The sequence below is a fragment of the Brevundimonas guildfordensis genome (assembly GCF_014836405.1).
Classification (GTDB): Bacteria; Pseudomonadota; Alphaproteobacteria; order Caulobacterales; family Caulobacteraceae; genus Brevundimonas; species Brevundimonas guildfordensis.
This window is the reverse complement of record NZ_JACSQU010000002.1, coordinates 135,599-161,726: the sequence shown is the minus strand read 5'-3', so window position 1 is coordinate 161,726 and position 26,128 is coordinate 135,599. Positions and strand designations below refer to the sequence as shown.

30 protein-coding genes, 1 tRNA gene, 1 other RNA gene and 1 pseudogene are annotated in these 26,128 nt (G+C 68.8%); 13 read left to right on the top strand and 20 right to left on the bottom strand.

The window, feature by feature from the left end:
* Positions 1-158 precede the first annotated feature (158 nt).
* The 3 genes and pseudogenes from H9656_RS14265 to H9656_RS14320 form a co-directional block, all read right to left on the bottom strand.
* Positions 159-395 carry an acyltransferase gene (locus tag H9656_RS14265; protein ID WP_404821566.1) on the bottom strand — a complete coding sequence of 79 codons (237 nt, stop codon included), beginning with the start codon at positions 393-395 and terminating at the stop codon, positions 159-161.
* Positions 396-986: 591 nt separating this feature from the next.
* Positions 987-1,415, bottom strand: a complete 429-nt coding sequence (locus H9656_RS14220) for a hypothetical protein (protein WP_263598620.1) — start codon at positions 1,413-1,415, stop codon at positions 987-989.
* Positions 1,416-1,524: 109 nt separating this feature from the next.
* A pseudogene (locus H9656_RS14320) lies at positions 1,525-1,914 on the bottom strand (glycerophosphodiester phosphodiesterase); the annotation flags it as partial.
* On the opposite strand from H9656_RS14320, the gene H9656_RS14130 reads away from it, so the two are divergent.
* Positions 1,795-2,163: a hypothetical protein gene (locus tag H9656_RS14130; RefSeq protein ID WP_225212498.1), complete on the top strand. Its 369-nt coding sequence runs from the start codon at positions 1,795-1,797 to the stop codon at positions 2,161-2,163. The pseudogene H9656_RS14320 and the gene H9656_RS14130 sit on opposite strands and share 120 nt — an antisense overlap.
* Complete coding sequence (locus H9656_RS14260) at positions 2,144-3,268, top strand: tyrosine-type recombinase/integrase (protein ID WP_318240625.1); 1,125 nt, start codon at positions 2,144-2,146, stop codon at positions 3,266-3,268. The genes H9656_RS14130 and H9656_RS14260 overlap by 20 nt, the downstream gene beginning before the upstream one ends.
* A 55-nt stretch (positions 3,269-3,323) precedes the next feature.
* Here the strand turns inward: H9656_RS14260 and H9656_RS09210 are convergent.
* The 7 genes from H9656_RS09210 to H9656_RS09180 form a co-directional block, all read right to left on the bottom strand.
* Positions 3,324-3,398 (bottom strand) — tRNA-Gly (locus H9656_RS09210).
* Positions 3,399-3,497: 99 nt separating this feature from the next.
* Positions 3,498-4,442 carry a TraB/GumN family protein gene (locus tag H9656_RS09205; RefSeq protein WP_191743971.1) on the bottom strand — a complete coding sequence of 315 codons (945 nt, stop codon included), beginning with the start codon at positions 4,440-4,442 and terminating at the stop codon, positions 3,498-3,500.
* Positions 4,443-4,474: 32 nt separating this feature from the next.
* Positions 4,475-4,672 (bottom strand): helix-turn-helix transcriptional regulator, encoded by a 198-nt coding sequence (locus tag H9656_RS09200; protein WP_191743970.1) that lies wholly within the window; start codon positions 4,670-4,672, stop codon positions 4,475-4,477.
* Between the two features lie 10 nt (positions 4,673-4,682).
* On the bottom strand, positions 4,683-5,120 hold the full coding sequence (locus H9656_RS09195) for a hypothetical protein (RefSeq protein WP_191743969.1): 438 nt from the start codon (positions 5,118-5,120) through the stop codon (positions 4,683-4,685).
* Between the two features lie 86 nt (positions 5,121-5,206).
* On the bottom strand, positions 5,207-6,421 hold the full coding sequence (locus H9656_RS09190; protein ID WP_191743968.1) for a DNA recombination protein RmuC: 1,215 nt from the start codon (positions 6,419-6,421) through the stop codon (positions 5,207-5,209).
* A gap of 54 nt (positions 6,422-6,475) precedes the next feature.
* Positions 6,476-7,093, bottom strand: a complete 618-nt coding sequence (recR, locus tag H9656_RS09185; RefSeq protein WP_191743967.1) for a recombination mediator RecR — start codon at positions 7,091-7,093, stop codon at positions 6,476-6,478.
* Complete coding sequence (locus H9656_RS09180) at positions 7,093-7,422, bottom strand: YbaB/EbfC family nucleoid-associated protein (protein ID WP_191743966.1); 330 nt, start codon at positions 7,420-7,422, stop codon at positions 7,093-7,095. The genes recR and H9656_RS09180 overlap by 1 nt, the downstream gene beginning before the upstream one ends.
* Positions 7,423-7,594: 172 nt before the next feature.
* On the opposite strand from H9656_RS09180, the gene H9656_RS09175 reads away from it, so the two are divergent.
* Positions 7,595-8,209, top strand: coding sequence for a malonic semialdehyde reductase (locus H9656_RS09175; RefSeq protein WP_191743965.1), 615 nt, complete (start codon positions 7,595-7,597; stop codon positions 8,207-8,209).
* A gap of 134 nt (positions 8,210-8,343) precedes the next feature.
* Here the strand turns inward: H9656_RS09175 and H9656_RS09170 are convergent, their stop codons facing one another.
* The 3 genes from H9656_RS09170 to ffs form a co-directional block, all read right to left on the bottom strand.
* Positions 8,344-10,209, bottom strand: a complete 1,866-nt coding sequence (locus H9656_RS09170) for a DNA polymerase III subunit gamma/tau (protein WP_191743964.1) — start codon at positions 10,207-10,209, stop codon at positions 8,344-8,346.
* A 57-nt stretch (positions 10,210-10,266) separates the two neighbouring features.
* Positions 10,267-10,656, bottom strand: a complete 390-nt coding sequence (locus H9656_RS09165; RefSeq protein ID WP_191743963.1) for a DUF3597 domain-containing protein — start codon at positions 10,654-10,656, stop codon at positions 10,267-10,269.
* A gap of 207 nt (positions 10,657-10,863) precedes the next feature.
* An RNA gene (gene ffs / locus H9656_RS09160) (signal recognition particle sRNA small type) lies at positions 10,864-10,957 on the bottom strand.
* Between the two features lie 71 nt (positions 10,958-11,028).
* Here ffs and nudC point away from each other — a divergent pair.
* Positions 11,029-11,946: an NAD(+) diphosphatase gene (gene nudC / locus H9656_RS09155; RefSeq protein WP_191743962.1), complete on the top strand. Its 918-nt coding sequence runs from the start codon at positions 11,029-11,031 to the stop codon at positions 11,944-11,946.
* A 33-nt stretch (positions 11,947-11,979) separates the two neighbouring features.
* Here nudC and H9656_RS09150 read toward each other — a convergent pair whose 3' ends face one another.
* Positions 11,980-12,702 (bottom strand): 3-deoxy-manno-octulosonate cytidylyltransferase, encoded by a 723-nt coding sequence (locus tag H9656_RS09150; protein WP_191743961.1) that lies wholly within the window; start codon positions 12,700-12,702, stop codon positions 11,980-11,982.
* A 133-nt stretch (positions 12,703-12,835) separates the two neighbouring features.
* On the opposite strand from H9656_RS09150, the gene H9656_RS09145 reads away from it, so the two are divergent.
* On the top strand, positions 12,836-13,552 hold the full coding sequence (locus tag H9656_RS09145) for a c-type cytochrome (protein WP_225212415.1): 717 nt from the start codon (positions 12,836-12,838) through the stop codon (positions 13,550-13,552).
* A gap of 76 nt (positions 13,553-13,628) precedes the next feature.
* On the opposite strand, the gene H9656_RS09140 is transcribed toward H9656_RS09145, so the two are convergent.
* Together H9656_RS09140 and H9656_RS09135 are read right to left on the bottom strand one after the other, a co-directional pair.
* A complete protein-coding gene (locus H9656_RS09140) occupies positions 13,629-14,429 on the bottom strand; it encodes a C40 family peptidase (protein WP_191743960.1) in 801 nt (266 codons plus the stop codon).
* A gap of 80 nt (positions 14,430-14,509) precedes the next feature.
* Positions 14,510-15,892, bottom strand: a complete 1,383-nt coding sequence (locus tag H9656_RS09135; RefSeq protein WP_191743959.1) for a leucyl aminopeptidase family protein — start codon at positions 15,890-15,892, stop codon at positions 14,510-14,512.
* A gap of 89 nt (positions 15,893-15,981) precedes the next feature.
* Here H9656_RS09135 and H9656_RS09130 point away from each other — a divergent pair, with 89 nt between their 5' ends.
* The 6 genes from H9656_RS09130 to arfB all read left to right on the top strand — a co-directional run bounded on the left by H9656_RS09130 (position 15,982) and on the right by arfB (position 20,621).
* Positions 15,982-16,794, top strand: a complete 813-nt coding sequence (locus H9656_RS09130) for a tetratricopeptide repeat protein (protein ID WP_191743958.1) — start codon at positions 15,982-15,984, stop codon at positions 16,792-16,794.
* A 38-nt stretch (positions 16,795-16,832) separates the two neighbouring features.
* The gene (locus H9656_RS09125) at positions 16,833-17,318 is read left to right on the top strand and encodes an iron-sulfur cluster assembly scaffold protein (protein ID WP_191743957.1); all 486 of its coding nucleotides are present in this window, start codon (positions 16,833-16,835) and stop codon (positions 17,316-17,318) included.
* Positions 17,319-17,398: 80 nt separating this feature from the next.
* Positions 17,399-17,647 (top strand): membrane protein insertion efficiency factor YidD, encoded by a 249-nt coding sequence (gene yidD / locus H9656_RS09120; protein ID WP_046652428.1) that lies wholly within the window; start codon positions 17,399-17,401, stop codon positions 17,645-17,647.
* A complete protein-coding gene (thrS, locus tag H9656_RS09115; protein ID WP_191743956.1) occupies positions 17,644-19,584 on the top strand; it encodes a threonine--tRNA ligase in 1,941 nt (646 codons plus the stop codon). Before yidD ends, thrS begins: the two co-directional genes overlap by 4 nt.
* A 180-nt stretch (positions 19,585-19,764) precedes the next feature.
* Positions 19,765-20,223 (top strand): YaiI/YqxD family protein, encoded by a 459-nt coding sequence (locus tag H9656_RS09110; protein ID WP_191743955.1) that lies wholly within the window; start codon positions 19,765-19,767, stop codon positions 20,221-20,223.
* Positions 20,220-20,621, top strand: coding sequence for an alternative ribosome rescue aminoacyl-tRNA hydrolase ArfB (arfB, locus tag H9656_RS09105; RefSeq protein ID WP_191743954.1), 402 nt, complete (start codon positions 20,220-20,222; stop codon positions 20,619-20,621). The genes H9656_RS09110 and arfB overlap by 4 nt, the downstream gene beginning before the upstream one ends.
* Here the strand turns inward: arfB and H9656_RS09100 are convergent, their stop codons facing one another.
* The 3 genes from H9656_RS09100 to H9656_RS09090 are packed head-to-tail and all read right to left on the bottom strand — an operon-like array spanning position 20,622 to position 23,490.
* Complete coding sequence (locus H9656_RS09100; protein WP_191743953.1) at positions 20,622-21,113, bottom strand: hypothetical protein; 492 nt, start codon at positions 21,111-21,113, stop codon at positions 20,622-20,624. It abuts the gene before it with no gap.
* Positions 21,114-21,133: 20 nt separating this feature from the next.
* Complete coding sequence (ubiB, locus tag H9656_RS09095) at positions 21,134-22,717, bottom strand: 2-polyprenylphenol 6-hydroxylase (protein WP_191743952.1); 1,584 nt, start codon at positions 22,715-22,717, stop codon at positions 21,134-21,136.
* Complete coding sequence (locus H9656_RS09090) at positions 22,705-23,490, bottom strand: class I SAM-dependent methyltransferase (RefSeq protein ID WP_191743951.1); 786 nt, start codon at positions 23,488-23,490, stop codon at positions 22,705-22,707. Before H9656_RS09090 ends, ubiB begins: the two co-directional genes overlap by 13 nt.
* Positions 23,491-23,614: 124 nt before the next feature.
* Here H9656_RS09090 and H9656_RS09085 point away from each other — a divergent pair, with 124 nt between their 5' ends.
* Both H9656_RS09085 and H9656_RS09080 read left to right on the top strand, forming a co-directional pair.
* The gene (locus tag H9656_RS09085) at positions 23,615-23,911 is read left to right on the top strand and encodes a 4a-hydroxytetrahydrobiopterin dehydratase (RefSeq protein WP_191743950.1); all 297 of its coding nucleotides are present in this window, start codon (positions 23,615-23,617) and stop codon (positions 23,909-23,911) included.
* Positions 23,911-24,702 carry an SDR family oxidoreductase gene (locus H9656_RS09080; protein WP_191743949.1) on the top strand — a complete coding sequence of 264 codons (792 nt, stop codon included), beginning with the start codon at positions 23,911-23,913 and terminating at the stop codon, positions 24,700-24,702. The genes H9656_RS09085 and H9656_RS09080 overlap by 1 nt, the downstream gene beginning before the upstream one ends.
* A gap of 79 nt (positions 24,703-24,781) precedes the next feature.
* Here H9656_RS09080 and H9656_RS09075 read toward each other — a convergent pair whose 3' ends face one another.
* Positions 24,782-26,125 (bottom strand): amidohydrolase family protein, encoded by a 1,344-nt coding sequence (locus H9656_RS09075; protein ID WP_191743948.1) that lies wholly within the window; start codon positions 26,123-26,125, stop codon positions 24,782-24,784.
* Between the last annotated feature and the right edge of the window lie 3 nt (positions 26,126-26,128).

The following is a 26,128-nucleotide window of genomic DNA, read 5'->3' as shown; positions in this document are numbered from 1 at the left end:
TCACATGGCCGCAGCGCCCTGCCTGGGCTGGCGTCGGGCTGCATCTGCAACAGGCGCCCGTTCACCAGGGCCTACACGCCGCTATCACCGATAGGTGTGAGCGGCCCCGAAGCCGTAACAGAAGTCAATATCTGCACGCAGCCTCGGTCGGGTCGGACTTATTCCGTTAGGCCAAACTTGGCCTTCGTGCTTTCCCACCCTACGCCGATCGAGCTCCTCGTCCAGGAGGTGCCGGATCTCTTCACGACCGCCGGAGATCCGGCAATCAAACTGCAAGGAGGGTAGTCCTTGCCGGCAACGAGGGACACGGCCGCTACGATCGAGCCCTTACCGATGCGCGCATTCTTCAATATCCGCGCTCCAGCTCCGATCCACACATGATCCCCGATCGCCACGTCGTTCCTTCCAGCGTTGATAATCTCGCCGGTTGCTACATCGATCACGCCATGACTGTCGCCAATGTGGATAGAATGGCATCTGCAAACATGCAATCGTCGCCGATTGAGAGGACCCCTCCAGAACCCAAGATGTTAACGCCGTTACTGGTAACGCCATTGCCGATCGAAACATTCGTCGGGAAGAACAGATTCATGCTGAATCGGCCGGCACACTTACGGCGAACCGTTAGGCTTGAGTTGAGAGAGCCAATTGATAGGCCAATACTGGGTATTGATCCCAATACAACAGATACATTCGCGTCGGAAGGATTCTGGCAAGCATGGCCGTGAGCGTTTATTCGGAAGTTGCTCTCTAATGCGGCCTCGTCTTCCGGTCTAAATGTAACGCTCCCGCTCATTTCTCTAGCAAAAGAATTGACGAAGCATCTCTTTGGCAAATCCGCCACCGAGATTGCAATCATATCGTTGCTGGCCATTCGAGCCTGCCGCCCCCCCCCCCGTTGTAGGGCCCGACTTATTCTGCCCGGACACATAAACGTCAAGGACATCTGCGCTGCTCGCGGCCAGCTTGCGCGCTTCGCCGACGTGTCAGATGACGACGCCGGAATGCGCCAGGATGGCCTTGACCGATCCGTACATGGCCCCGTCCTGGTCGGTCGTGGTCACGAACGGGAAGCTGGCGATAAAGGCCAGTTCCGCAGAGTTGTTGGTGCCCAGGTAGTTCGCGCCGATGCGATAGGGGAACGCCGCCTCATCGGGCAGCGCCTGGGCGGTGGCCTCACTGGTTCTTGTCCAGCTTCCTGCAGGAGAGACCCGACCGTCCGTCATGTTGAACAGGCGCCCTTGCGTCTCGGCGTCGACAAGCTGCGTCTTCCCGATCAGGAACCTCGGGGCTTGCTGGATCACCTGCGTCGCGTCGGCATAGGGATTTCCCGATGCAGGCGCGAAGTTCATCCGCAGAATGTCGGCATCGACAGGCCCGCTGCCGAGGGTGTGGCCCGCGCGCCCGCCGGTCACATTCCGCTCGTTGGAGATCACCGAGGCCCAAACCGACCCGGAGCGGACGGGCGCTGCGGATATAGTCGATCTGGTTATGGACGAAGGCGATGAAGACCACGCCGTCCCATCCCAGCACTGGCACCGTCTCGCTGATCACCTGATCGATGCGCGAGTTGGGCATGTGCCCCTTGAACTCGATCAGAGGAACCACGCCGACCGCGCGACACTCCTGCACGAACTCAGCCAGCGTCGGCACCGGGCGCCGCATCGCCGGATCCGTCGCCGCCAACACATAGTTGGCCCGCAGGTCGGCAAACGACGTCTGATCCAGCCGAACCGTGCCGCTCAGAGGCGTATAGTCCGCCGCGTTCCGGCACGTCCGGTTCAGGGTGCTGTCATGCATCAACACCAGCACGCCGTCGGACGTGGCCTGAAGGTCCGTCTCGACCAGGTCGAACCCGGCGCGGGCGGCCAGCCGATAGGCGTCCAGAGAGTTTTCCGGGGCCACGCCGCCCATATGCAGGCCCCGATGCGCCGCGACCTCGACCTTGTGGCAGTGAGCCGCGTTCCGACAGTCCGACGCACCGATCTGGACCGCAGCCTCGCCGCTCTGAAGGCGGCTGGGCATGAGATCGCAGGCGTCACCATCAAGCCGGGCGGCGAGGTCATGATCTTGACGGGTCAGCCCTCGACGGCCCACCAATCCGCTTCTGTGTCCGCTCTGGACGCGTGGCGGGAGCAAAGGCGTGGCCAGGGTGCGGCTTAAGGGCCTGAACCAGATCACCAAGAAGCGCGCGGACGGCACCCGCGTAACCTACTGGTATGCGTGGAAGGGCGGACCTCGCCTCCCCGGCTCTCCGGGCTCGCCTGAGTTCATGGCCGCCTACAACGCGGCAGTGGCCGAGCGCAGGGCGCCGAAGACCGACACGCTGCGACCCCTAGCCATCCTCTACAAGCAGTCGCCGGAGTTCGATGGGCTGGGCGACAGCACGAAGCGCGAATGGACGCGCTGGCTGGACGTCATCATGGACGATAGAAGCAGCCCTCTCGCCATCGGCGGCCTGCCGTTCGATGCGCTGGACGACCGCCGCGTGAAGGCCGAGATATTGGCTTGGCGCGACCAGTGGGCAGACCGGCCCCGCAAGGCCGACTACGGCATCCAGGTGCTGTCGCGTGTGCTGTCGTGGGGAATGGATCGCGGCCTGCTCGCGCCCAATGCCGCAGCCGGGATCAAACAGCTCTACACGAGCAATCGAGCTGATCAGATTTGGACGGCCGACGAAATCGATCGCTACACCGCCGCAGCGAAATCGCCCGAGGTTGGCTTCATTGTCCGCCTCGCCTGCCTGACCGGCCTGCGCCGCCAAGACCTGGCCTCGTTGTGCTGGTCTCACGTCGGAGACCTCGCCATCGTCAAGGCGACGAAGAAGAGCCGGGGGAAGAAGACAGCCGTCATCCCACTGTTGGACGACACGAAGGAACTGCTTGACGAGATCCGCGCCCAGCAGCATCGCCGCCACGCCGATCTGGCGACCGCGGCCGAGCGGAAGAACCGACCGGCGCCAGTCAGATGCCTGACCGTTCTGTCGAACACGCGCGGCAGGCCGTGGAGCCTGGACGGGCTGGAACATCAGGTCGTCGGCGCCAAGGCTGAGGCCGGTATCGACAAGCACCTGCACGACGCGCGCGGCACCTTCGCCACCCGCCTGCGAAGGGCCGGCCTGACCGCCGCCGAGATTGCGGACATCCTTGGATGGGAAGAGGACCGGGTGCAGCGCCTACTGGCCGTTTACGTCGATCGGGACAGCATCGTTATGGAGATCGCGAACCGCATCCGGCGGAACGAAACGGCGACAGATTCTCCCAACTAACTCCCAACTGCGTCTTTCGCAGCGGGTCGGAGAGGCTCTAAGTCGTTGAAATGATTGGAGCGGGTAGCGAGAATCGAACTCGCGACATTCAGCTTGGGAAGCTGACGTTCTACCTCTGAACTATACCCGCGCCGCGCCGAGGCGGACGGCGAAGATATAGGGCGCGGGGCAAAAGAAAAGGCCCGGCGGGCCGGGCCTTACGCTTTTTTTTCAATGCCTGCGCGTCGGTTCAGTCGCGAACTTCCTCGACCGCGACGCCGCGCTTGGCGAGCATGGCCTGCACGCTGTCGGCGCCCGCCAAATGCCCGGCCCCGACCGAGATGAACGCCGTGCCCGAACCTTCCAGCAGGGTTACGATCTGGTTGGTCCAGTCAGCGTTCCGACGCGTCAGCATGACGTCGTACATCTCTGGCGACTGCGCCTTCATCTCCTGGCCGATCAGGGCGTCGAGCCCGTCGACGTCGCCGCTTGCCCAGGCGCTGACCATGCGGCCCAGGAACTCCGGCGCCTGATCGAACTCCTTCAGTCCGGAGCGGAGCATGGCCAGTTGGGCCTCTTCGGACATATCGGCGATGAAGCCGATCTGCTGGGGCATGGTCTCGAAGCCCTTGATCGCCTTGCCGGTCGCCGCCGCGCGGGCGTGCAGCACCTGGTCGCCGCCGTTCTGGGGCAGGTAGCCGGCCTTGGTGATGCTGGCCATGGCCAGTTGCAGGGCCGCGAACCATGGGCGCAGCTGGTCTAGCTGGGCGGCCGTGGCGCCGATGGTGCGGGCGGCGGCGTCGAGGTCGGCCAGCTCTTCGGCGGTCAGCAGGCTGGACAGAGGCCGGTCGGGCGACACGCCCTTGGCCTGGATGAGCGGCACGGCGGCCGCCATGTCGTTCAGATCGGCGATCTCGAACCAGTATTCGTCAGCGCTGGCGAAGGCGCGGTCCAGCCTGGCGCTGCCCCACGGGGTCTCGGGCTTCAGCACATGGACGGTGCCGAACAGATAGAGGGTCGAATCCTCGTCCTTGACCACCCACAGACGCGGGCCCGATCCCGCCGGCGCGGCGACCACGGCGTCCGGATCAGCGGCGGGCGAAGCCTGGGCGAAGGCCGGCGTGGTCGGCGCCAGAAGCACGGCCGCGAGGGCGGCGACGGAGACGGCGGTGCGGCTCAAAAGTCGGCGGATCATGTCAGGCTCCTGAAGGGTCGCGACAAAGGCCGTCAGCCTTCCTCGTCGATGAAGATGGATTCGATCGGCATGGCGAACAGCCGGGCGATCTTGAACGCCAGCGGCAGGGAGGGATCGTAGCGGCCGGTCTCCAGCGCGTTGACCGTCTGGCGCGAGACGCCCAGTTCGTCGGCCAGGTGCGCCTGGCTCCAGTCGCGCTCGGCGCGCAGCACCTTGAGGCGGTTTTTCATGACAGCCCCCTCAACGCCGTCCGAACCACCACCAGGCCCAGGCCAGGCCGTAGCCGATGAGCTGGAATCCCAGGATGGCGATCATGCCGGCGCCCAGCAGGTCAGCCGGCGTCTGACCGAAGCTGGCGGGAATGACGATGTCCGCCGGCCGCGTCGTCAGCACGACCAGCAGGACGACGCCGATCAGCATCCCCATGCTGCCGCCCCAGTACCACGCCCATTTGTGCGCCTCGCGCGCGGCTTCGTCGAGACGACGCCACCACCAGAAAGACACCCCCAGCACCGCCGCCATCATCACCACGGTAAAGGCCACCGTGGTCCAGAACGCCGCCGAACCCGGACGGTCCGCGAGAATCCCGCTGGCCAAACCGCCGACGAAGCCGATCAGCAGGACCCCCGCCAGCATGATGGCCCCATCTCTCAAGCTCAGAGGTTTTTTCGGTTTCATGGCCCCGCCGCGCGTCAGTGAGTTGACAAGCGAGTTTTACAGCCAGGCCGCACACAGTCAAGCGTGTTTGTCACCCTTGGCCGTCGTCACTCCGGGGCGTTCAGCAGCTCCGGTCGGCTGAGGGCGCGCGGCGATTGTTCGACGGCGTTCAGTTCGGGCAGTTCCTTGCCCTCGTGGTCCACCTTCAGGTCCTCGAAGCGGCGAGCTGAGACCATGACCTGGCTCTCCAGCGAGCCGACGAACTGGTTGTAGCGGCCAACCGCGGCGTCCAGCGCCTTGCCGACCGAGGCGGCGTGGCCGCCCATGACCGACAGCCGCTTGTAAAGCTCCTTGCCCAACCGGGCGACGTCCTCGGCGTTCTTGGCCTGCTCCTCGGCGCGCCAGCCGTAGGCGACCGCCTTGCACAGGGCGAACAGGGTGGTGGGCGTCACGATGACCACGCGCGAGGCCATCGCCGTGGTCATCAGGTCGGGCTCATGATCCAGGGCGGCGGCCAGGAAGGCGTCGCCCGGCACGAACATGGCGACGAAGTCGGGGCTGGGCTTGAACTGGTCCTGATAGGCCTTGGACGACAGCTGACGCACGTGGGTCTTCATGCTGGCGGCGGTGCGCAGGGACATGGCGCGGGCCTGGGCCTCCTCGTCGCCGTCCGCCTCGTCCGGGAAGGCCAGGGAGACCTTGGCGTCGATGACGAACATGCCGCCGCCGGGCAGTTTGACGATGAAGTCCGGTCGCTGCTGGCGGCCCTCGTCGGCGGCCGACGAGTTCTGCTCCTCGAAGTCGAAGCGGCCGGCCATGCCCGCCGCCTCCAGCACGTTGCGGCAGGTCTGTTCGCCCCAGCGGCCGCGCCGGCCGGTGTTGCCCTTCAGCGCCTCGGTCAGGCGCCGCGCCTCGTCGCGGGTGGCGGTCGAGGCGGCCATCAGCAGGTTGAGCTGCTCCTTCAGCCCGCCGGTCTCGTCGGCGCGGCTCTTCTCCAGAGCGGTGACGTGCTCCTGAAACTTGGCGAGGGTTTCCGAGACGGGCTTGAGCTGGGCCTCCATCCGCTCACGCGCGACGCGATCCTGGGCCTGGAAGGTCTCGGTGGCGCGGGCGACCAGCTTGGTCGCCACGGCCTCGGCCGACTGCGAGGCCTGGGCCTTGAGGAACTCGGCCATGGAATCGCGGCTCTCCTCCATCAGCTCCAGCCGGGCGTCGGCGGCGTCCAGCGCGCCGCGCGCCTTCTGCCAGCCCATGTAGGCCCAGAGGAAACCGCCGCCCGCCATGAGCGCGACGACCAGCAGGATGAGTTCGAGCGTGTTCATGCTCCGTTCCTAGCGGGAGTCGGGAACGGAAGAAAGTCGCCCGTCGGAGCGGGGTCAGGCGGGACGCCGCGCCCGCAGGGCCTGGATGATGGTGCCGTCGTCCAGCCAGTCCAGCTCGCCGCCGACCGGCACGCCGCGCGCCAGGGACGTGACCTGCACCCCCGCCGCCGACAGGCGTTCGGCCAGGTAGTGGGCCGTGGTCTGGCCATCGACCGTGGCGGGCAGGGCCAGGACGACCTCCCTCGCCTCGCCGCCGCCCATTTCGCCGCCTTTGACCCGGCCGATCAGTTCGGCGATGCGCAGCTGTTCCGGCCCGACGCCGTCCAGAGCGGACAGCAGGCCGCCCAGCACGTGGTATTTGCCGCGGAAGGCGCCCGAGCGCTCCATGGCCCACAGGGCTCCGGCCTCCTCGACCACGCAGATCAGGGCGTTGTCGCGGCTCTGATCCGAGCAGACCGAGCAGGGGTCGCGCGTATCGGGCGAACCGCAGACGGAGCAGTTGACGACCTTGTCCGCCGTCTCGACCAGAGACGCCGCCAGCGGGACGAGCAGCTGCTCGCGCCGCTTCAGCAGGGCCAGGGCCGCGCGCCGGGCCGAGCGCGGGCCCATGCCTGGCAGCTTGGCCAGCAGGCTGATGAGCCGTTCGATTTCCGGCCCGGCGGAGGCGGCCATCAGAAGAGTTTCGGCATTCCCGGGATGTTCATCCCGGCCATCGGCCCGGCGGCGTCGCGCATCAGGGCGTTGTTGATCTCGTCCAGCTTGCGCTTGGCGTCGGCGTGGGCGGCGACGATCAGGTCGGCCAGAATATCCCCCTCGCCGGCGGTCATCAGACTGTCGTCGATCTTCACCGAAGTGATTTCGCCGGGGCCTTTCAGGGCGATGGTGACAAGGCCGCCGCCCGAGGTGCCCTCGGCGGTGGATTCGGCCATTTTCGCCTGGGCGTCCTGCAGCTTCTGCTGCATCGCCTGGGCCTGTTGCATCAGGGCGTTGAGATCTTTCATGCCCCCTAGATAGGACCAAGCGCCGCCCGGCTCCAGACCCCGCCGAAGAAAGCGTGTCGCGGCGCCTTGGCGGTTATTTCGCTGAAATCGCCAGCCGATCCCTTGACGCCTCGGCCACCCCTTCCTAATTAGCCACAACTGAAGTTGCTAATTAGTTTCTGGAGAAGCCCTAATGGCCTTTGACGCAGTTTCCAACCGTGACGTTCCGGTCGCCGACGCCGTTCTGGCCCGACTGTTCACCGAAGCCCGCACGCACAACGGCTGGAGCGACCGGCCGGTGTCCGAAGAGCTGATCCGCAAGCTCTACGACCTGACCAAGTTCGGCCCGACGGCGGTCAACATGACCCCCGCCCGCTTCGTCTTCGTCACCTCGCCGGAAGCCAAGGCGCGCCTGTCGGTGCACATGGCCGAGGGCAACCGGGCCAAGACCCTGGCCGCGCCGGTCAACCTGATCATCGCCCAGGACATCGACTTCCACGACACCCTGCCCAAGCTGTTTCCGCATGCCCAGGGCGTCCGCGACTGGTTCCTGGACGAGGCCGGTCGTCGCGAGGCCGCCTTCCGCAACGCCTCGCTGCAGGGCGGCTATCTGACCATCGCCGCGCGAGCGCTGGGTCTGGATGTCGGTCCGATGTCGGGCTTCGATCCGGCGGGCGTGAAGGCCGAGTTCTTCCCCGACAGCAATGTCGAGCCGAACTTCATCATGAACCTGGGCTACGGCACGGACGAGAACCTGTTCCCCCGTTCGCCCCGCCTCGACTTCGAGGAAGCCGCGCAGATCCTGTAAGCGGAATCCCTCCACTTTGTGGGGAGGGGGACCGCGAAGCGGTGGAGGGGCTTAACGACTGCGAAACCCAGAGGCCCCTCCGTCACGTCGCCTGCGGCTCCGCGCCACCTCCCCATGAAATGGGGAGGAGAAGCTCAGTCGTCGTCGCCCGCCTCGCCGTCCTCGGGGATGGCGGGCATCTCGACCGCCGGCGCCAGGGTGACGATCTCCTTGATCTCGGCCCCGGGGAAGGCCTGCATGATCGACACTACGAAGGGGTCCGCCTCGACCGCCGCGCGGCGGGCGATGCGGGCCTTTTTCTCGACCTCGATCAGGGTCTCGCCGCCGCCCTGGCCGTTGGCGGCGATCAGCCAGGTGCGGCCGGTCCATTCCTTCAGCCGCCCGGCCAGACGCCGCGCCAGATCGTGAGGCGAGCCCTCGGCCGGTTCATAGGTGATGGCGCCGGGGCGGAAGCTGACGACGCGGACGTAGCGCTCCACGTCCATCTGCAGGGTGATCTCGCGCTTCTCGCCGATCAGGGCGACCACGGCCTCAAAGCTCTGCGGGTCAGGCAGGGCGGGCGCCTGCATCGGCCGCGCCGCCAGCATGGCCGAGGCCCCGCCGCCTCCGCCACCGCCAGAACCGCCGCCGCGAGGCCCAGCGCCGCCGCCGGGGACGCCGCCCGACTGGATCGCCTTCAGCGCCTCTTCGGGTCCCGGCAGGTCGGCGGCGTAGGCCAGCCGCACGATGGCCATTTCCACCGCATCGGCCGGATTGGGCGCGCGCCGCACCTCGTCCAGCGCCTTCAGCAGCATCTGCCAGGTGCGCGATAGCGTCCCTGCCGAGATGGCTGCGCCCAGCGCCGCCAGCTTCTGCGCCTGATCGCCGGGCAGGCGGGTGGCGTTCGGCCCCAGCATCTTGGCGACCGACGCCGCGTGGCAATGCTCCAGCAGGTCGTTGGCCACCTGCACCGGATCGGCGCCGTAACCATAAAGGGTGCGGAAGGTCGTCAGCGCCTCGGCCGTCTTGCCCGCCATCGTCTGTTCGAACAGGGCGATGGTCTGGGTGCGGTCGGCCAGACCCAGCATGTCGCGCACCGTGGCCGTCTCGACCACCGCGCCGCGCTCGGCCTGAACCAGCGCCTGATCCAGCAGCGACAGGCCGTCGCGGACCGAGCCCTCGGCGGCGCGCGAGATCAGGGCCAGGGCCTCCTGCTCGATCTTCATGCCTTCGCGATCGGCGACGCGGCCCAGGTGGCCGACCAGAACCTCCGGCTCCACGCGGCGCAGATCAAAACGCTGGCAGCGGCTGAGGATCGTCACCGGCACCTTGCGGATCTCGGTGGTGGCGAAGATGAATTTGGCGTGGGGCGGCGGCTCCTCCAGCGTCTTCAGCAGGGCGTTGAACGCCTGCGTCGACAGCATGTGGACCTCGTCCAGCACATAGACCTTGTAACGGGCCTCGACCGGCGCGTAGCGGACGCTCTCGAGGATGTCGCGGATGTCGTTGACGCCGGTGTGCGACGCCGCGTCCATCTCCATTACGTCCATGTGCTGCCCCGCCATGATGGCGGCGTCGTGCCGCCCGGTGGGCGTCAGGGCCAAAGACGGCTTGTCGATGGTCTCAGTTTCGTTGTTGAGGGCGCGAGCCAGCAGGCGCGCCGTCGTCGTCTTGCCGACGCCCCGCACCCCGGTCAGCATGAAGGCGTGGGCGATCCGGCCGGTGGCGAAGGCGTTGGTCAGGGTGCGGACCATCGCCTCCTGGCCGATCAGATCCTCGAATGCGCGCGGCCGGTATTTGCGGGCCAGGACGGTATAGGCCTCGCCCTGCGCGGGCGGCGCCTCGAAAGCCTTGAGCGCGGGCGCAGGCGCGGGCTCCGCCGTCGGTCCAGGCGCGGGTTCGGCTGCAGCGACGGGCGGCGGCGCGCCGAACATGTCGTCGGTGTTGGGGTCGCGCTCCTCGACTTCGGGCGCGTCTTCCTCCCACGGAGGACCATCGAGACTGTGATCGGCGTCGCTCATGGGCCTGTCTTAGCGCGAAGGGATGCGGTCGCGCACCCCCTCGCGCCTCAGAGAGGCTTAGAGATCGGTGGGCAGTTGGCCGCCATTGTCGCGGATCTTCTGAATCACCTGCTTGTGCAGCCAGATGTTCATGCTGGCGCTGTCCGACTTGTCGCCGGTGTAGCCCAGTTCGTCGGCCAGCTCCTTGCGCTCGGCCAGCGAGGATTCCAGGCCGACCAGCTTCATTAGATCGACGATGGAGGTGCGCCAGTTCAGCTTCTGCGCGCGCTGCTCGTTCATGAAGTCGAGAATGCCGGCGACGTCGACCTCGGGGGCGGGCTGGGGCGCGACGGCCGCTGCAGTCGGAGCAGGGGCCAGGGTCGGGGCCGCCGCTTCGGGGGCGGGGGCGGCAGGCGTCGCTTCCTTCTTCTTGAAGACGCCGCCGAGAATCTTGCCGAGAATGCTCATTCGCCTGCTCCTGAAAGAGATGAAGCCCTTTCAGCGAATGAGGCGCGGCCCGGTTCCGTGAAGCTTGCACGACGGCGGTTCGAGCTGGGCGGGGCCCGCGTGCAAACGCGCTAAGCAGCGAGGCTCCGCGAGCCGAGCGATAGCGCACAAAAAAGCGCTCAAGCAGTCGATCACCGCGTGATCGACGATAGCGCACTAAAAATCAGGAAAGGTGGAGACCGCGACCCGAAGGGGAATTCGTTGTGGCTGCTGCCTTCCGGCCCTGACCAGGTTGGCGAAGCCTTCGCCCGCGATCTCCGAGAGGGGATATGACGGCGGTCGGCGCGGGAATCAAGCCCTCCCCTGCGCACGCGGTCGGGAGTATGAAGCGCCATGCCCTACCGTCACGCCTTCTCCGGCAATCCGCTCGACCGCTCCGGCGACCTTCGCAACGACGCCGCCTGGCTGGCTGAGCAGGAAGCCAACCCCGAAGCCCTGGCCATGATCCTGTGGGAGGGTCGCCCGCTGATCGAACCGCATGACGGCGGCGAGCGGCTGGTGTGGCTGTCGCTGGGCCACGCGCGTGACATGGCGCGCGATCGCGACGTCTTCCTGGGGCTGTGGAAGGGCGCCCCGGTGTTCGCCGCCGAGTTCGAGGGCTCCATCGACCCGACCAGCGGACCGGCCGGGGGTCTGGGCCGCTTCGTCGAGATGCGCGAGGCCGCGCTGGCCCTGCCCGAGGCGGACGCCGCCATCGCCGCCACGGCCAAGAGCCTGTTCGACTGGCGCCGCCGCCACGGCTTCTGCGCCGCCTGCGGCAAGGCGACGGACCAGGCCTCGGGCGGCTGGAAGCGCGTCTGCCCGGCCTGCGGGACCGAGCATTTCCCGCGCGTCGACCCGGTCGTCATCATGCTGCCGGTCTATAAGGGCGGCGCCGAACCGCGCTGCCTACTGGGCCGTCAGGCCGCCTGGCCCGCCGGCCGGATGTCGGCGCTGGCGGGCTTCATGGAGCCGGGCGAGGCCATCGAGGAGGCCTGCGCCCGCGAGGTCATGGAGGAGGCCGGGCTGACGGTGTCGGACGTGCGCTACCACTCCAGCCAGCCCTGGCCCTTCCCGGCCCAGCTGATGATCGGCCTGATCGCCGAGGTCACGACCGATGAGGCCGCCCCCGACCAGACCGAGCTGGAAGCCGTCGCCTGGCTGACCAAGGCGGAGGCGCGCGCCGTGCTGGACCAGACTCACCCGACCATCCACGCCCCGCCGCCCTACGCCATCGCGCGGCGGCTGCTGGAAAGCTGGGCGGCGGACTAAAACCCTTCTCCCCTTGCGGGAGAAGGAAGAGAGTCACCCCAGCGCCCGCGCCGCCTCCAGATCGGCCGGATTGTCGACCGACAACGGCGCTTCATCGATCACCGCCGCCCAGATCTGCAACCCCATCTCCAGGGCGCGCAGCTGCTCCAGCTTCTCGCGCGTCTCCAGCGGCGACGGCGGGGCGGCGCAGAAGCGGGCCAGGGCATCGCGGCGATAGCCGTAGATGCCGACGTGACGCCAGACGGGTCCGTCGCCGTAGAGCGTCGAACGGGTGAAATACAGGGCGCGGCCCGTCGTCGCGCCTTCCGGCAGGGCCAGGACCGCCTTGACCACGTCCGGATTGCTTCGATCCGACGCATCCGCCTCGGCCGCAACCAGGGTGGCGATGTCGCAGGCTGATTCGCGCGCCAGCAGCTCGGCGCAGGCCTGAGCCAGCCCCGGCGAGGCGAAGGGCATGTCGCCCTGAATATTGATGACAATCCCATGCACGCCGTCAGGATCGACCGCCTGAGCCGCCGCCAGAATGCGGTCCGAGCCGCTGGGCAGGTCCGGATCGGTCAGCACCGCCTCCCCGCCCGCCGCCTGAACGGCCGCGACGATCTCGGGGTCGCCCGCCGCCACGGCGACGCGGAATCCGGACAGGCAGGCCTGCTCCCAAGCACGCACGATCATCGGCTTGCCGCCGATGTCGGCCAGGGGCTTGCCCGGCAAACGGGTGGCGGCCATGCGAGCGGGTATCATTATCAGGGGTTTCATGGTCGCCATGCGCCTTGAAAACGCCCGGAAACGTCCGGGCCGGTTGCGAAGGTCGCGCTAGCGTGTAAGAGACGCCCACGCAAGAATACGCCTAAGCGCCGCTGTGCGGTCGCGGGGCTCATCTAGAGACGGGATGCGACGACGCGGAATGAGCGGCGATCTGAAGTGGAACAAGATTATGGGCGCGTGCTTGGGCACCGCCTTTGCGATCCTGGTGGTCCAGCAGGTTTCGGGCATGGTCTACCACACCAAGCAGCCCGAAAAGATGGGCTATTTCGTCGACGCGCCGGATGAATCCGCCGCCGGCCCCGCCGAGGCGGTGCTGCCGATCGACTGGGGCACGGTTCTGCCGACCGCCGACCTGGCCGCCGGCGAGGCCGCCTTCGCGCGCTGCCAGGCCTGCCACACCGTGAACTCGGGCGGCGCCGACGGCATCGGCCCGAACCTGTTCGCCGTGGTCGGCGGCCCCGCCATGCACCGCGCGGGCTTCGCCTATTCGGACGCAATGGCCAAGCACAAGGCTGCGGCTCCGAACTGGAACTACGACGAGCTGGATCACTTCATCAACGCGCCGGGCCGCTATGTGCCGGGCACCAAGATGTCGTTCGCCGGCATTCGCGACGAGCAGACCCGCATCAACCTGATCGCCTGGCTGCGCACGCAAGGCTCGGGCGGTTACGCCATCCCGGCTCCGGACCCCGCGCGCCAACCGGGCGCCGCCGCCCCGGCCGAAGGCGAAGCCCCGGCCGCTGAAGGCGCCGCGGCGACTGAAGCCGGTTCGGCTCCGGCAGAGGCCCCGGCCGTCGACGCCCCCGCGACCCAGGCGACGAACCCGGCGCCGCAAGCCTGAGGCTTGACGACATAACAGACGACGGAAAGGCGGCCCTCGGGTCGCCTTTCTTCGTTTCAGGGATCAGGTTGAGAGTTCAGACCCGGCGGAAGATCGCCGCCGCGAAGCCGTCAGCGATCAGCCGCGCCTCGACCTCGGCGAAGGTCTCGATCACCACGCCGCCGCGCGCGCCGGTCGCATGAATGATGCGCTCAGCGTCGACCATCAGCGCCGAATGGCCGGTCCAGTCGCCCTCGGCCGACGACAGCCAGATCACCAGATCGCCGCGCTGGGCCTCGTTTCGCGGCAGGGCGCGGCCGAGCTCGGCCTGCTCCGCCGCACGGCGCGGGCCGGGCAGGCCGCAGGCGAACAGGGCTTGCTGCACCAGGCCCGAACAGTCGGTCTCGACCGAAGACCGCGCGCCCAGAGCGTGCGGACGTCCCAGCAGGCGCTCGGCCACGGCGACCAGATCGCGCTCGAACGCGCCGACAGATTCAAGATCAGTCTCGGCCAATCCTTGCGCGTCTTCGCCGATCAGGGCGTTCAGCGGCAAGGCGGCGGAAACGGACGTCACGCGCCGGGTCGCCGAGGGCGCGCCGGAGGCCAGAGCCGCCAGCGAGACCCAGCCGACCACGCCGTCGCGTCGGGCGCGGCCCCAGGCGCGGTCCTGACGGCGCTCCAACACGTCGAAGGCCTCGCCGAACAGCAGCTGGTCGATGCGCTGTCCGTCGTCAGCGACGATGTCGGCGATCGGCAAGCGGCAGTGGGCGGGATCGGTCGGGCGATAGGCTTCGGCCCGCATCAGACCTTCCAGCGCCTGTTCAGCCAGCACAACGCGGCCCCCCTCCCGCAGGATCAGGGGCGCGCCAGGCGGCAGCAGGGCCAGGACATCGGTCAAGCGGCGGTCTCTCGACGGCTCGTACAAATCGAACCGCCGACCCTAGGCGCCGATCCCAAAGGGGGCGTTAACAGCCTTGGCTATTTGACGAATTTGTCACTGAGGTAACGGAAGCAGGCGCGGATGGCCTGGGCTTCCCCGCCCTCGGGCCAGCCGGGACGGGCGCGCGGATTCCAGGCGAAGACGTCCATGTGCGCCCAGCTGCCGGTCGTCGGGGCGAACTTCTGCAGGAACAGTGCCGCCGTCACCGACCCGGCCTGGGCCCAGGCGGCGGAATCGTTACGCACGTCGGCGATCTCGCTGTCCAACGAGGCGCGATAGCTGGCCCACAGCGGCATCCGCCACAGGGGGTCGCCCACGGCGCGACCGGCGTTCAGCACGCCCTCGGCCAGGGCGTCGTCGTCGGTGTAGAGCGGCGGCAGCTCCGGCCCTAGCGCAATGCGCGCCGCGCCGGTCAGGGTGGCGAAGTCCAGCGTCAGGTCCGGCTCATGCTCGCCCGCCCGCGTCAGGACGTCGGCCAGGATCAGCCGCCCTTCCGCATCAGTGTTGCCGATCTCGATAGTCAGGCCCTTGCGGCTGTTCAGGATGTCGCCCGGCCGGAAGGCGTCGGCCGACACCGCGTTCTCGACCGCCGCGACCAGCACCACCAGCCGCACGGGCAGACCGGCCTGCATGATCAGGCGCCCCAGAGCCAGGGCGTGGGCGGCGCCGCCCATGTCCTTCTTCATATTGCGCATCCCGGCGGCGGGCTTCAGGTCCAGGCCGCCGGTGTCGAACACCACCCCCTTGCCGACCAGGGCCACCAGCGGCAGGTCCGCCCGGTCCAGATTCCAGCCGATCTCCAGCACGCGCGGCGCGCGGTGCGCGGCGGCGGCGCGGCCGACGGCGTGGACGGCCGGGTAGTTGTCTTCCAGCAGGGCGTCGCCGGTCGTGACGGTCAGGCTGGCGCCCGCGCCCTCGGCGATCTCGCGCGCGATGGTTTCAAGCTGCAACGGCCCCATGTCGGCGGCGGGGGTGTCGACCATCTCGCGCGTCAGGGCGCAGGCGGCGGCGATGTTCAGCGTCGCCGTCAGGTCGAGGCCGTCCGGCGCGACCAGGCGGGCGCGGCCGCGCTCCGGCCGGGCCTTGTAGCGGTCGAACAGATAGCCGCCGAGCGCAAAGGCCAGGGCCGCCGAATGCGCCGCCTCGCCCTCGACGCCCTCAAGCCGCCAATCGCCCGCAGGCAGGCGCGTCGGTAGGCCGCGCGTGCTCATGGGGTCGAACGCCTCGCCGGCGCCGAACAGGGCCTGCTCCGGCGCGCCGTCGGCGCCCGGCACGACCAGCAGCTGGCCCGCCTTGCCGGTGAAGCCGTTGACCTCGGCCCAGACGGCGATGCGCCCCTCCAGCGCCGCGCCCGCTGCGACGATGCGAACAGGGCGCGCGGTCTCGGCGGCGGCGATCAACAGTTCGGACTGAGGGGACATGGGGCGACCTTTCCGACGCTTAACGTCGATTAACCAAACCTTGACCCGTCGGCGCGACCCTATGGGCTGAACCGCCACGGACCCCTTCCATGTCGCGCAACGCCGCCCTCGCCGCAACCGTCAGCCTGACGCTGCTGGCCCTCGCCGCCCCGGCCCTGAGCCAGACCGCGCCCGCGCCTCGCGCGCCTGCCGACGCCGCGACGCGCGCGGGCTATGACCGGGCCGACGCCCTCAGCCGCTCGGTGTTCTGGACCAATGAGCAGCAGATCGATCCGATGGACCCGGTCGCCGGGGTGAAGCTGTCGCAGGCCCTGCGCGAGTTGGGTCAGTTCGACCGCGCCGCCGAGACAGCGCAAGGGGTGCTGGTCGTCCAGCCCGCCAATGTCGAGGCCATGCTGGAGGTCGGTCGCGCCCACATCGCGCGCGGTCAGGCCTTCTACGGCATCGCCGCGCTGGAGCAGGCGAAGGCGGCGGCGCCGCGCGACTGGCGCCCCCTGTCGCTGTTGGGCGTGGCTTATCAGCAGGTGCGCCGTCCCGACGACGCCAAGGCCGCCTGGAACGAGGCCCTGCGCCTGTCGCCCGACAACGCCGATGTCCTGACCAACGCCGCCATCGCCCGCATCGGCGAGGGGGATGCGCCCTCGGCCGAAATCCTGCTGCGCCGCGCCGCGAGCCAGCCGGGCGCCGGGCTGCAGGTGCGCCAGAACCTGGCCCTGGCGCTGGGGCTGCAGGGCAAGACCGCCGAGGCCGAGGCCATCCTGCGTCGCGACCTGCCGCCCGAGGCCGCCGACCAGAACCTGCGCTGGCTGGCCGCGCGGATGCAGCCGGAGCCGAGCCCGGCGGCGACGGTCGTCGAGACCTCCTCCACGTCGCGCACCTGGTCGTCGCTGCAGGGCGGATGACCCTTCTCTAAAGCCGCCGCAGCGCCTATCTTCATCCCGTGATCGACGACCTTTACAGCGCGCGCATCCTGTCGTTGGCGGCCAACCTGCCGCACAGCGGGCGCCTGCCTGCGCCCGAAGGCTCGGCCGAGCGGGTGGCCAAGCTGTGCGGGTCGAAGGCCATCGTCGACGTGGCGCTGGACGCCGATGGCCGCGTCAGCCACTTCGCCCAGACGGTCAAGGCCTGCGCCCTGGGGCAGGCGGCGGCGGGCGTGGTCGGCGAAAACGTCATCGGCGCCTCAGCGGATGAGATCGAAGCCGCGCGCGACGCCATGTCGGCCATGCTGAAATCCGGCGGCGACGGCCCCGAGGGCCGCTTCGAAGCCCTGCGCGTCCTGAAGCAGGTCGCCGACTATCCCGCCCGCCACGCCTCCACCATGGTGGCGCTGGAGGCGACGCTGGACGCCGTCAAGCAGGCCCAAGAGAATCGGGCATTGGAAAAGCACCACAGCGATACGCGAACTCGCCTCGCCGGCGCGGCCTGAACGGCGCGTCGGTTGATCCCCCTGCTGTGAAGAGGGATAAGCGCGACGAACCCGCAACAGAGCCCCCGGCGAAGGGACAGATGTCTCTCTACGAACGCAGCGTCCGCGCAGCCCATCGGGGCTATAAGCTGACGCTGTCCCCCCTGATCGGCCAGCAGTGCCGGTTCATGCCGACCTGTTCGGATTACGGGCGCGACGCCCTGATCCAGCACGGTCCGGTGCGGGGGGGATGGCTCACCGTGCGGCGCCTCTGTAAATGCCATCCCTTCGGCGGTTCGGGCTATGATCCCGTCCCGCCCGCCAAGTCTGAAAAAGAACGACCGTCATGATCGAACTGAAATTCCCCGACGGCGCCGTGCGTCAGTATCCGGCCGGCTCGACGGGCCGCGACGTGGCCGCCGCCATCTCGCCCTCGCTGGCCAAGAAGGCGGCCCTGGTCGTCTGGAACGGCGAGCAGCGCGACCTGGACCGCGTCATCGACGGGAACGGCGACTTCCGCCTGTTGATGCGCGACGATCCCGAGGCGCTGGAGACCATCCGTCACGACGCCGCCCACGTGCTGGCGCAAGCGGTGCAGGAACTGTTCCCCGGCACCCAGGTGACGATCGGCCCGGCCATCGAGGACGGCTTCTATTACGACTTCGCCCGCGACGAGCCCTTCTCGACCGACGACTTCCCGAAGATCGAGAAGAAGATGGCCGAGATCATCGACCGGGGCGCCCCGCTGGAGCGTCAGGTCTGGGACCGCGACACGGCCATCGCCCACTTCGAGGGCGTCGGCGAGGCTTACAAGGCCGAACTGATCCGCGACCTGCCCGAAGGTGAGACGATCACCGTCTACAAGCAGGGCGAATGGGCCGACCTGTGCCGGGGGCCGCACTTCCCGACGACCAAGTTCGTGGGCAAGGCCTTCAAGCTGACCAAGCTGGCCGGCGCCTACTGGCGCGGGGATTCCAGCCGCGCCCAGCTGCAACGCATCTACGGTACGGCCTGGGCGACCAAGGAAGACCTGGACGCCTATCTGCTGCGCATCGAGGAGGCCGAGAAGCGCGACCACCGCAAGCTGGGCCGCGCCATGGAACTCTTCCACATGCAGGAAGAGGGTCGCGGCATGGTCTTCTGGCACCCCAAGGGCTGGGTGCTGTGGCGCGTGCTGGAGGCCTATATGCGCCGCCGTCTGGACGCCTCGGGCTATGTCGAGGTCAAGACGCCGCAGGTGCTGGACCGCAAGTTCTGGGAGGCCTCGGGCCACTGGGACAAGTACCGGCCCAACATGTTCGTCTGCGAAACGGTCGAGGGCGAGACGCTCAGCCTGAAGCCGATGAACTGCCCCGGCCACGTGCAGATCTTCGATCAGGGCCAGCGGTCCTATCGCGAACTGCCGCTGCGCATGGCCGAGTTCGGCGCCTGCCACCGCTATGAGCCGTCGGGCTCGCTGCACGGCCTGATGCGGGTGCGCGGCTTCACCCAGGACGACGCCCACATCTTCTGCCGCGAGGACCAGATCGTCGAGGAGACGGCCGAGTTCATCAAGCTGTGCCGCAGCGTCCACGCCGACCTCGGCATGGAGACCAAATACATCAGCCTGGGCACCCGCCCCGAACAGCGCGCCGGCACGGACGAGTTCTGGGACAAGGCCGAGGCCCAGATGCTGGAAGCCGCCCGCGCCGCCGGGTCCGAGCCGATCATCACCGAGGGCGACGGCGCCTTCTACGCGCCCAAGCTGGACTTCATCGTCAAGGACGCCATCGGCCGCGAATGGACCTGCGGCACGATCCAGTTGGACTACGTGCTGCCGGAACGCCTGGATGCGACCTACATCGCCGAGGACGGCCAGAAGCACCGCCCGGTCATGCTGCACCGCGCGATCCTGGGCTCGTTCGAGCGCTTCATCGGCATCATGATCGAGAACTACGCCGGGGCCTTCCCGCTGTGGCTGGCGCCGACGCAGGCCGTGGTGGCGACTATCACCTCCGACGCCGACGGCTACGCCGAAGAAGTTCTGGCCAAGTTCCGGGCGGCGGGTCTGCGCACCGAGATCGACCTGCGCAACGAGAAGATCAACTACAAGATCCGCGAACACTCGGTCGCCAAGGTGCCCGCCATCGCCGTGGTCGGCCGCAAGGAAGCCGAGGAAGGCAAGGTCGCCATCCGTCGCTTCGGCTCCCAGGCCCAGACCATCGTCACGGTCGAGGAAGCCATCGCCATGCTGACGGACGAGGCCCTGGCGCCGGATCTGAAGCGCATCCGCGACGGCCAAGGCTGACCATGCTTTCTCCTCCCCACGCAGTGGGGAGGGGGACCGCGTAGCGGTGGAGGGGCTTTGCTTCAGCGGAACCAAGCGGCCCCTCCGTCTCCGCGGCTACGCCGCCGATCCACCTCCCCATTGCATGGGGAGGAGAAGCGCGACCTTCTCCCCTCGCCCGTCTCGGGCCATAAGCCTGTCATGGCCACCACCCTCTACATCGACGCCGACGCCTGCCCCGTGAAGGAGGAGGTGTATCGCGTGGCGCGCCGCTGCGGCCTGAAGGTCTTCGTGGTGTCCAACGCCTGGATCAACACGCCGCGCGAAGCGCTGATCGAACAGGTGGTCGTCGACGCCGGGCCGGACGTGGCCGATGACTGGATCGCCGAGCGCGCGGGGCGCGGCGACATCGTCATCACCGCCGACATTCCGCTGGCCGACCGGGTGCTGGAATCGGGCGCCCAGGCGCTGAAGTCGAACGGCCAGCCGTTCACGGCGGACTCCATCGGCTCGGCCCTGGCCGGGCGGATGATCGGCGAGCATCTGCGCTCGATGGGCGTGCCGACCAGCGGACCCCCGCCCTTCTCGGCCGCCGACCGCTCGCGCTTCCTACAGGCGCTGGACGCCGCTGTCGTGCGGGCGCGCCGGGAGGCGTTATGAGCCGCATTCCCGAGGACGAGCTGGAGTTCCGCTTCTTCCGCGCGGGCGGTCCGGGCGGGCAGAACGTCAACAAGGTCTCGACCGCCGTGCAGATGCGGTTCGACGTCAAGAACTCGCCCAGCCTGACCGAGCCGGTGAAGGCGCGGCTGATGAAGCTGGCGGGCAGCCGCCTGACGCTGGACGGGGTGATCGTCATCAGCGCCGTGCGCTTCCGCACCCAGGAACGCAACCGGGCCGACGCCGTCGAACGGCTGAAGGCCATGGTCGCCGAGGCCTCGATCAAGCCGGTCTACCGCGTGCCGACCCGCCCGACCCGGGCGTCGAAGGAGCGCCGGCTGAAGGCCAAGTCCAGCCGGTCCTCGATCAAGAGCGGGCGCGGCAAGCCGTCGCTGGACTGATCAGTCCTCAGCCGGACGGAACAGCAGGGCGGCGATCAGGTCTTCCTCGTTGAAGCCGATGACCCAGGCGGTGGCCTGCTTCTCGAATATGACGCGGAACACGTCGGCGCCGTTCTGCTGATCCAGGTGCGAGATGGACTTCAGCGGGCCGAACTGTTGGAGCAGCGGCGCGACCTGTCCCGACTGGGCGCGAATCTGTTCGGCCATGTCAGGGGTGAACACCGTATAGTCGATCTGACCCGCCTGCATGGCGGCGATGACGGCGCGCAGGGCTTCTTCGGAGCGGGCGATGTCGGGCGCGGTCGCCGTCGTCGGCGCAACCGGAGCAGCCTGCGGGCGAGCCGGAGCGGCGTCGCCCTCGAACGCGTGCGGCAGGGTGGCCGCCGCCGCGCCTGAGCCTGTCGCGGGCTGTGCGGGCGCCTGTTGCGCCAGCGCCGGGACGGCCAGCAGGGTCGCGCCCATCAGGGCGGCGGTCAGCGAAAGGGTCTTCATGGGCAGGCTCCGAAGAAACGTCAGGCGACGATCATCGGCCAAAGCGTCAGCACCAAGGCGGCCGCCGACGCGCATACGGCGACGGTGACGGCGGCGACCACCCAGGGCCGCGTTCCGGCCTTCTCGATCACCAACGCTTGAGATTGAGGCGGGTTCTGCACCAGGCGCGACAGGGCCTTCAGCGTGGCCACGACTTCGTCCATCGCCTCCTTGGCCTGGTTCGCCGGCCCCAGCTCGCGACGGATCCAGCGCTCGACCACCGGCTTGGCCGCCTCCCACAGGTCGTGGTCGGGGTTGAGGCGGCGCGCCACCCCCTCGACCGACACCATGGTCTTCTGCAACAGCACCAGTTCGGGCCGCATATGCATGTCGAACAGGGCGGTGATCTCGAACAGCTGGCCCAGCAGGCGGCCCATCGACACCTGGCTGGCCTGTCGCCCGATGACCGGCTCGCCGACGGCGCGCAGGGCCTGGGCGAAGGTGTCGACCGAATGGTGCGGCGGCACGTAACCGGCCTCGAAATGGACCCGGCTGATGCGGTCGTAGTCGCGGCTGATGAAGCCCCACAGGATCTCGGCCAGGTAGCGGCGCTCGGCCGGCCCCAGCCGCCCGACGATGCCGAAGTCGATGGCCGTCAGCTGCGCGGGGGCGTCGGCGAACAGATTGCCCTCGTGCAGGTCGGCGTGGAAGACGCCGTGGTCCAGCGCCTGAACCAGGAAGGCGCGCACCACCTTGTCGGCCAGGGCGTCCTTGTCGAGGCCGGGCAGGTCGACCAGGGCCGGGTCCGTCATCGGCAGGCCGGGCGCCCATTCCAGCGTCAGCACCCGCTTGCCCACCCCGTCCCAGACGACGGCGGGCGCGGACATATAGCCGTCCTTGGCCATGACCTCGGCCAGTTCGGAGGCGGCCGCCGCCTCCAGCCGCATGTCCAGCTCCAGCTGCAGCGACTGGGCGATGATCTCGACGAAGGCGCGCGGCTCCAGCCGACGGGCGGGCTCGACGAAGCGGTCGACCAGCTTGGCCCCCAGCCGCATGGCGTCCAGCCCTTGGGCCACGCGGCGCTCGACGCCGGGACGCAGCACCTTGACCGCCACCTTGCGCCCGTCGGCCAGCCAGGCCGGGTGCGCCTGGGCCAGCGACGCGGCGCCCATCGGTTCGCTCAGATCGATGAACAGGCTCTCGGCCGGGCGGCCCAGCGACCGTTCGATCTCGCGCTTGGCCTCCTCCAGCGGGAAGGGCGGCAGCTTGTCCTTCAGGCGGCCCAGGTCCTGGGCGAACTGCAGGCCGAAGATGTCGGCGCGGGTGGCCAGCACCTGCCCCAGCTTGATGGCGACGGGACCGAGGTGCTCGAAGGCTTCGCCGACGCGCTGACCAGGTCGCCCGGCGCGATGCCTGCGGCTGGCGAACAGCTGGACCAGGCGGGCGAACGGGCGGCCCCAGGCGGGCAGCAAGGGGTTGGCCTCGCGCGGGATCAGGGCGTCGTGGCGCGCCAGCACCCACCCCCAGCGGATCATGCGCAGAGCGGCGCCGACCGGGTGACGGACCGGCTGGGCCTCAGGCGTCGGCGGCGGGGCGTTGAAGGTCAACCGGCTCAGATCGCCCACCCGTGGTGGATGGCGGCGATCCCGCCCGACAGGTTGGTGACGCTGACGCGGCTGAAGCCCGCCTCCTCGATCATCCGCTTGAAGGTCTGCTGGTCGGGGAAGCGGCGGATGCTCTCGACCAGATACTGGTAGCTGTCGCGGTCCTTGGCGACCAGCTGGCCGATGCGCGGAATGGCGTGGAAGGACCAGGCGTCATAGGCCTTCCTCAGCGCGCCGGTCGTCGGGCGCGAAAACTCCAGACAGATGAAGCGGCCGCCCGGCTTCAGCGCGCGGCGCGCCTCGCGCAACGCCTGCGGAATGTCGGCCACATTGCGGATGCCGAAGCTGATCGAATAGGCGTCCAGGCAGGCGTCCGGCAGCGGCAGGTGCATGGCGTCGCCGACACCCCAGGCCATCTCGGGCTCGCCGCCCTTGGCCACGCCGTTCAGGATCATCTCGGCGTTGTAGTCCATGACGATGACGGTGGCGTCCTCGCCCCCGCGCCGATTCTGAGCCGCGCGGGCCATCCTGGAATAGCGCCGCGCCATGTCGCCGGTGCCCCCTGCCATGTCGAGGATGACCTCGCCGGGGCGGGCGTTTAGCTTGGCCGCCGTGGCGTCCTTCCAGACACGGTGGACGCCCGCGCTCATCAGGTCGTTCATCAGGTCGTAGTTGGAGGCGACGGAGTTGAACACGCCGCGCACCATCTGCACCTTTTCCTTGGCGTCCACGTCGCGGAAGCCGAAGGAGGAGGTCTTGCCGGAAGCGCTGGAGGAGGGATCGGCCTGGGTCATGGATGCGGGTGTAACGCCTCCCGTCGCCGCCGTCATCCGGGGAAGCGCCGCCCCGGACATCGCGTCGCGACTTGTCGCATCCCGGGGCGCGCGATACGCCTGAAGAAAATCCAAGGAGACGCTCATGACCGCCGCCCTCGACGTGACCGAAGTTCTGGCGGGCCTGCCCGACTGGCGCCGCGCCGACGATCCGCGCCCGGCCATCGCGCGGACCCTGCGCTTCGCCGATTTCAACGCCGCCTTCGGCTTCATGACCCGCGTCGCCCTGCTGGCCGACAAGGTCGACCACCATCCGGAGTGGTCGAACGTCTACAACCGCGTCGAGGTGCTGCTGACCACCCATGACGCCGACGGGGTGACCGAGCGCGACGTGGCGATGGCTCGCTTCATCGACGCGGCGGTCAAGGGCCAGGTCGAGTAATGGCCGCCCGTCACGGACGCGTCGCGGGCAAGGCGGCCTTGATCACCGGCGCCGCGGGCGGGCTGGGCCAGGCGATGGCGCGGATGCTGGTCCGCGAGGGCGCGAAGGTAGCCCTCAGCGACGTTGACCTGAACGGCGCGCGCGCCCTGGCCGAGACGATCAACGCCGACCACCCCGGCATGGCCTTCGCCTATGAGCACGACGTCACGCGCGAGGACGACTGGGTCCGCGTCGTCGGCGCAGCGGTTCAGGACATGGGCGGCCTGTCCATCCTGGTGAACAACGCCGGCATCGGCGGCCAGTTGTTGTGGGCCGAGCAGGACACGCTGGAGAATTGGCGCAAGGTGCAGGCGATCAACCTGGAATCCGTCATGCTGGGCTGCAAGCACGCCATGGCGCCGCTGCGGGCCTCGGGCGCCGGCTCGATCGTCAACATCTCGTCCATCGCGGGACTGGCGGCGGCGCCGGGCATGGGCGCTTACAACGCCACCAAGGCGGCGGTCTGGCTCTACACCAAGACGGTGGCGCTGGAGGCGGCCAAGGCCGGCTGGAACGTGCGCGCCAACTCGGTGCACCCGGTCTTCATCAAGACGCCGATCCTCGATCCGTTCGTCGCCATGGCCGGCGGGGACGAGGCGAGCGCCCACGAGAGGCTGGCGCGCGGCATCCCGCTGAAGCGCATCGGCGAACCGGACGACGTGGCCTATTGCGTCCTCTACCTCGCCTCGGACGAGTCCAAGTTCGTGACCGGGGCCGAGTTCAAGATCGACGGCGGACTGACGGCGCAGTAGGCGGCGCGGGCATATAGGCGAAAAGAAAAGGGCGCCGCGGTCTCCCGCAGCGCCCTTTCCGTCTTCAGGCCTTGAAGCCTTAGTTGCCGTAGGCGGGCGGCATGGCGCCCTCGCCGCCGGTGCGGTAGCGGTCGCGCAGCAGCAGGTTGCGCGCCTGCAGCGGCTGCTCCACCCCGTCGATCAGCACGGCCGAGGGCTGGCTCAGCGGCTCCAGCGGGTCGCCCGACCAGACCACGACGTCGCCCGCCGCCCCGGCCTTCAGCTCGCCGAACTGGCCGTCGAACCCGAAAATGCGGGCCGGGTTGACGGTGATCGCCTGGATGGCCGCCGCGAACGGCAGGCCGTGCGAGACAGCGTTGCCGGCGTTGTAGCGGATGTCGCGGGCGCGGTGGGCCGCGCCCTCATTGCCCTTGAGGGCGATGACCACGCCCGCCGCGTTCAAGGCCGCCGCATTCTGCATCCGCGCCGCCCGCATCTCGAAGTTCGAGGGCAGGTTGGTGGTCGGGTGCAGGATGACGGGAACCTTGGCCGCCGCGATCTCATCGGCGACCAGCCAGCCTTCGGCGGCGCCGTCCAGGATGACCTTGATCCCTTCCTCGCGCGCCAGACGCAGCACCTGCTGGATGTCCGAGGCGCGGTTGACGGTGACGATCAGCGGCATACGCCCGTCAGCAACCGGGATGAGCGCCTCCATATCGGCGCGCGACAGCGACAGGGCGCGCATGTCGGCCCGCTCATAAGCGGCCTTGTTGCGGGCGTAGGCCCGCACCTCGCCCAGGGTCTCCTTGAACAGGACGAACTCGGCGCCGCGCGCGCCGCCCGCCACCGCCGCCCCGGCCTCGCCGAACGGAGCGACCATGGCCACGCGCGGCTTCACCAGGATATCCGAGCCGCCCAGCTTGATGACCGCCGCCTGGCCCGCGAACAGGCCCGGCGTTTGGAAGCCGCCCTGACCGGCGCCGGCGAAGTCGCTGTCGTCATGGCTGTGGCCGCCGCCCGACCCGCCGTGCTGCGGCGTGACCACAGCGCGGGTCACCCCGCCAAGCCGTGCGACCGGCAGGGTGAAGGACCACGGGTCCAGCCCATAGGACAGGTCGAAGGCCGCCGTCAGGGTGTTGGCGCGGTTAGCCAGATCGTTGGAGCCGCGCACCGAGCCGACCTCGGTGCCCGCCAGGCCGGAATCCACGGCGACGAAGCCCGGCGTGACGATCTTGCCGCGCGCGTCGATGACGCGCAGGCCGGCCGGGGCCGCGCCGGTTCCGACCGAGACGACCTTGCCGTTACGGATGACCACGGTGCCGTTCTCGATCACCGAGGTTCCGGTCAGCACCTGGCCGCCGGTAATGGCCACGTCCTGGGCCAGGGCGGGGCTGGTCAGTGCGAAGGCTGCGACTGCGCCCGCAAGCAGAGTTTTGATACGCATGGT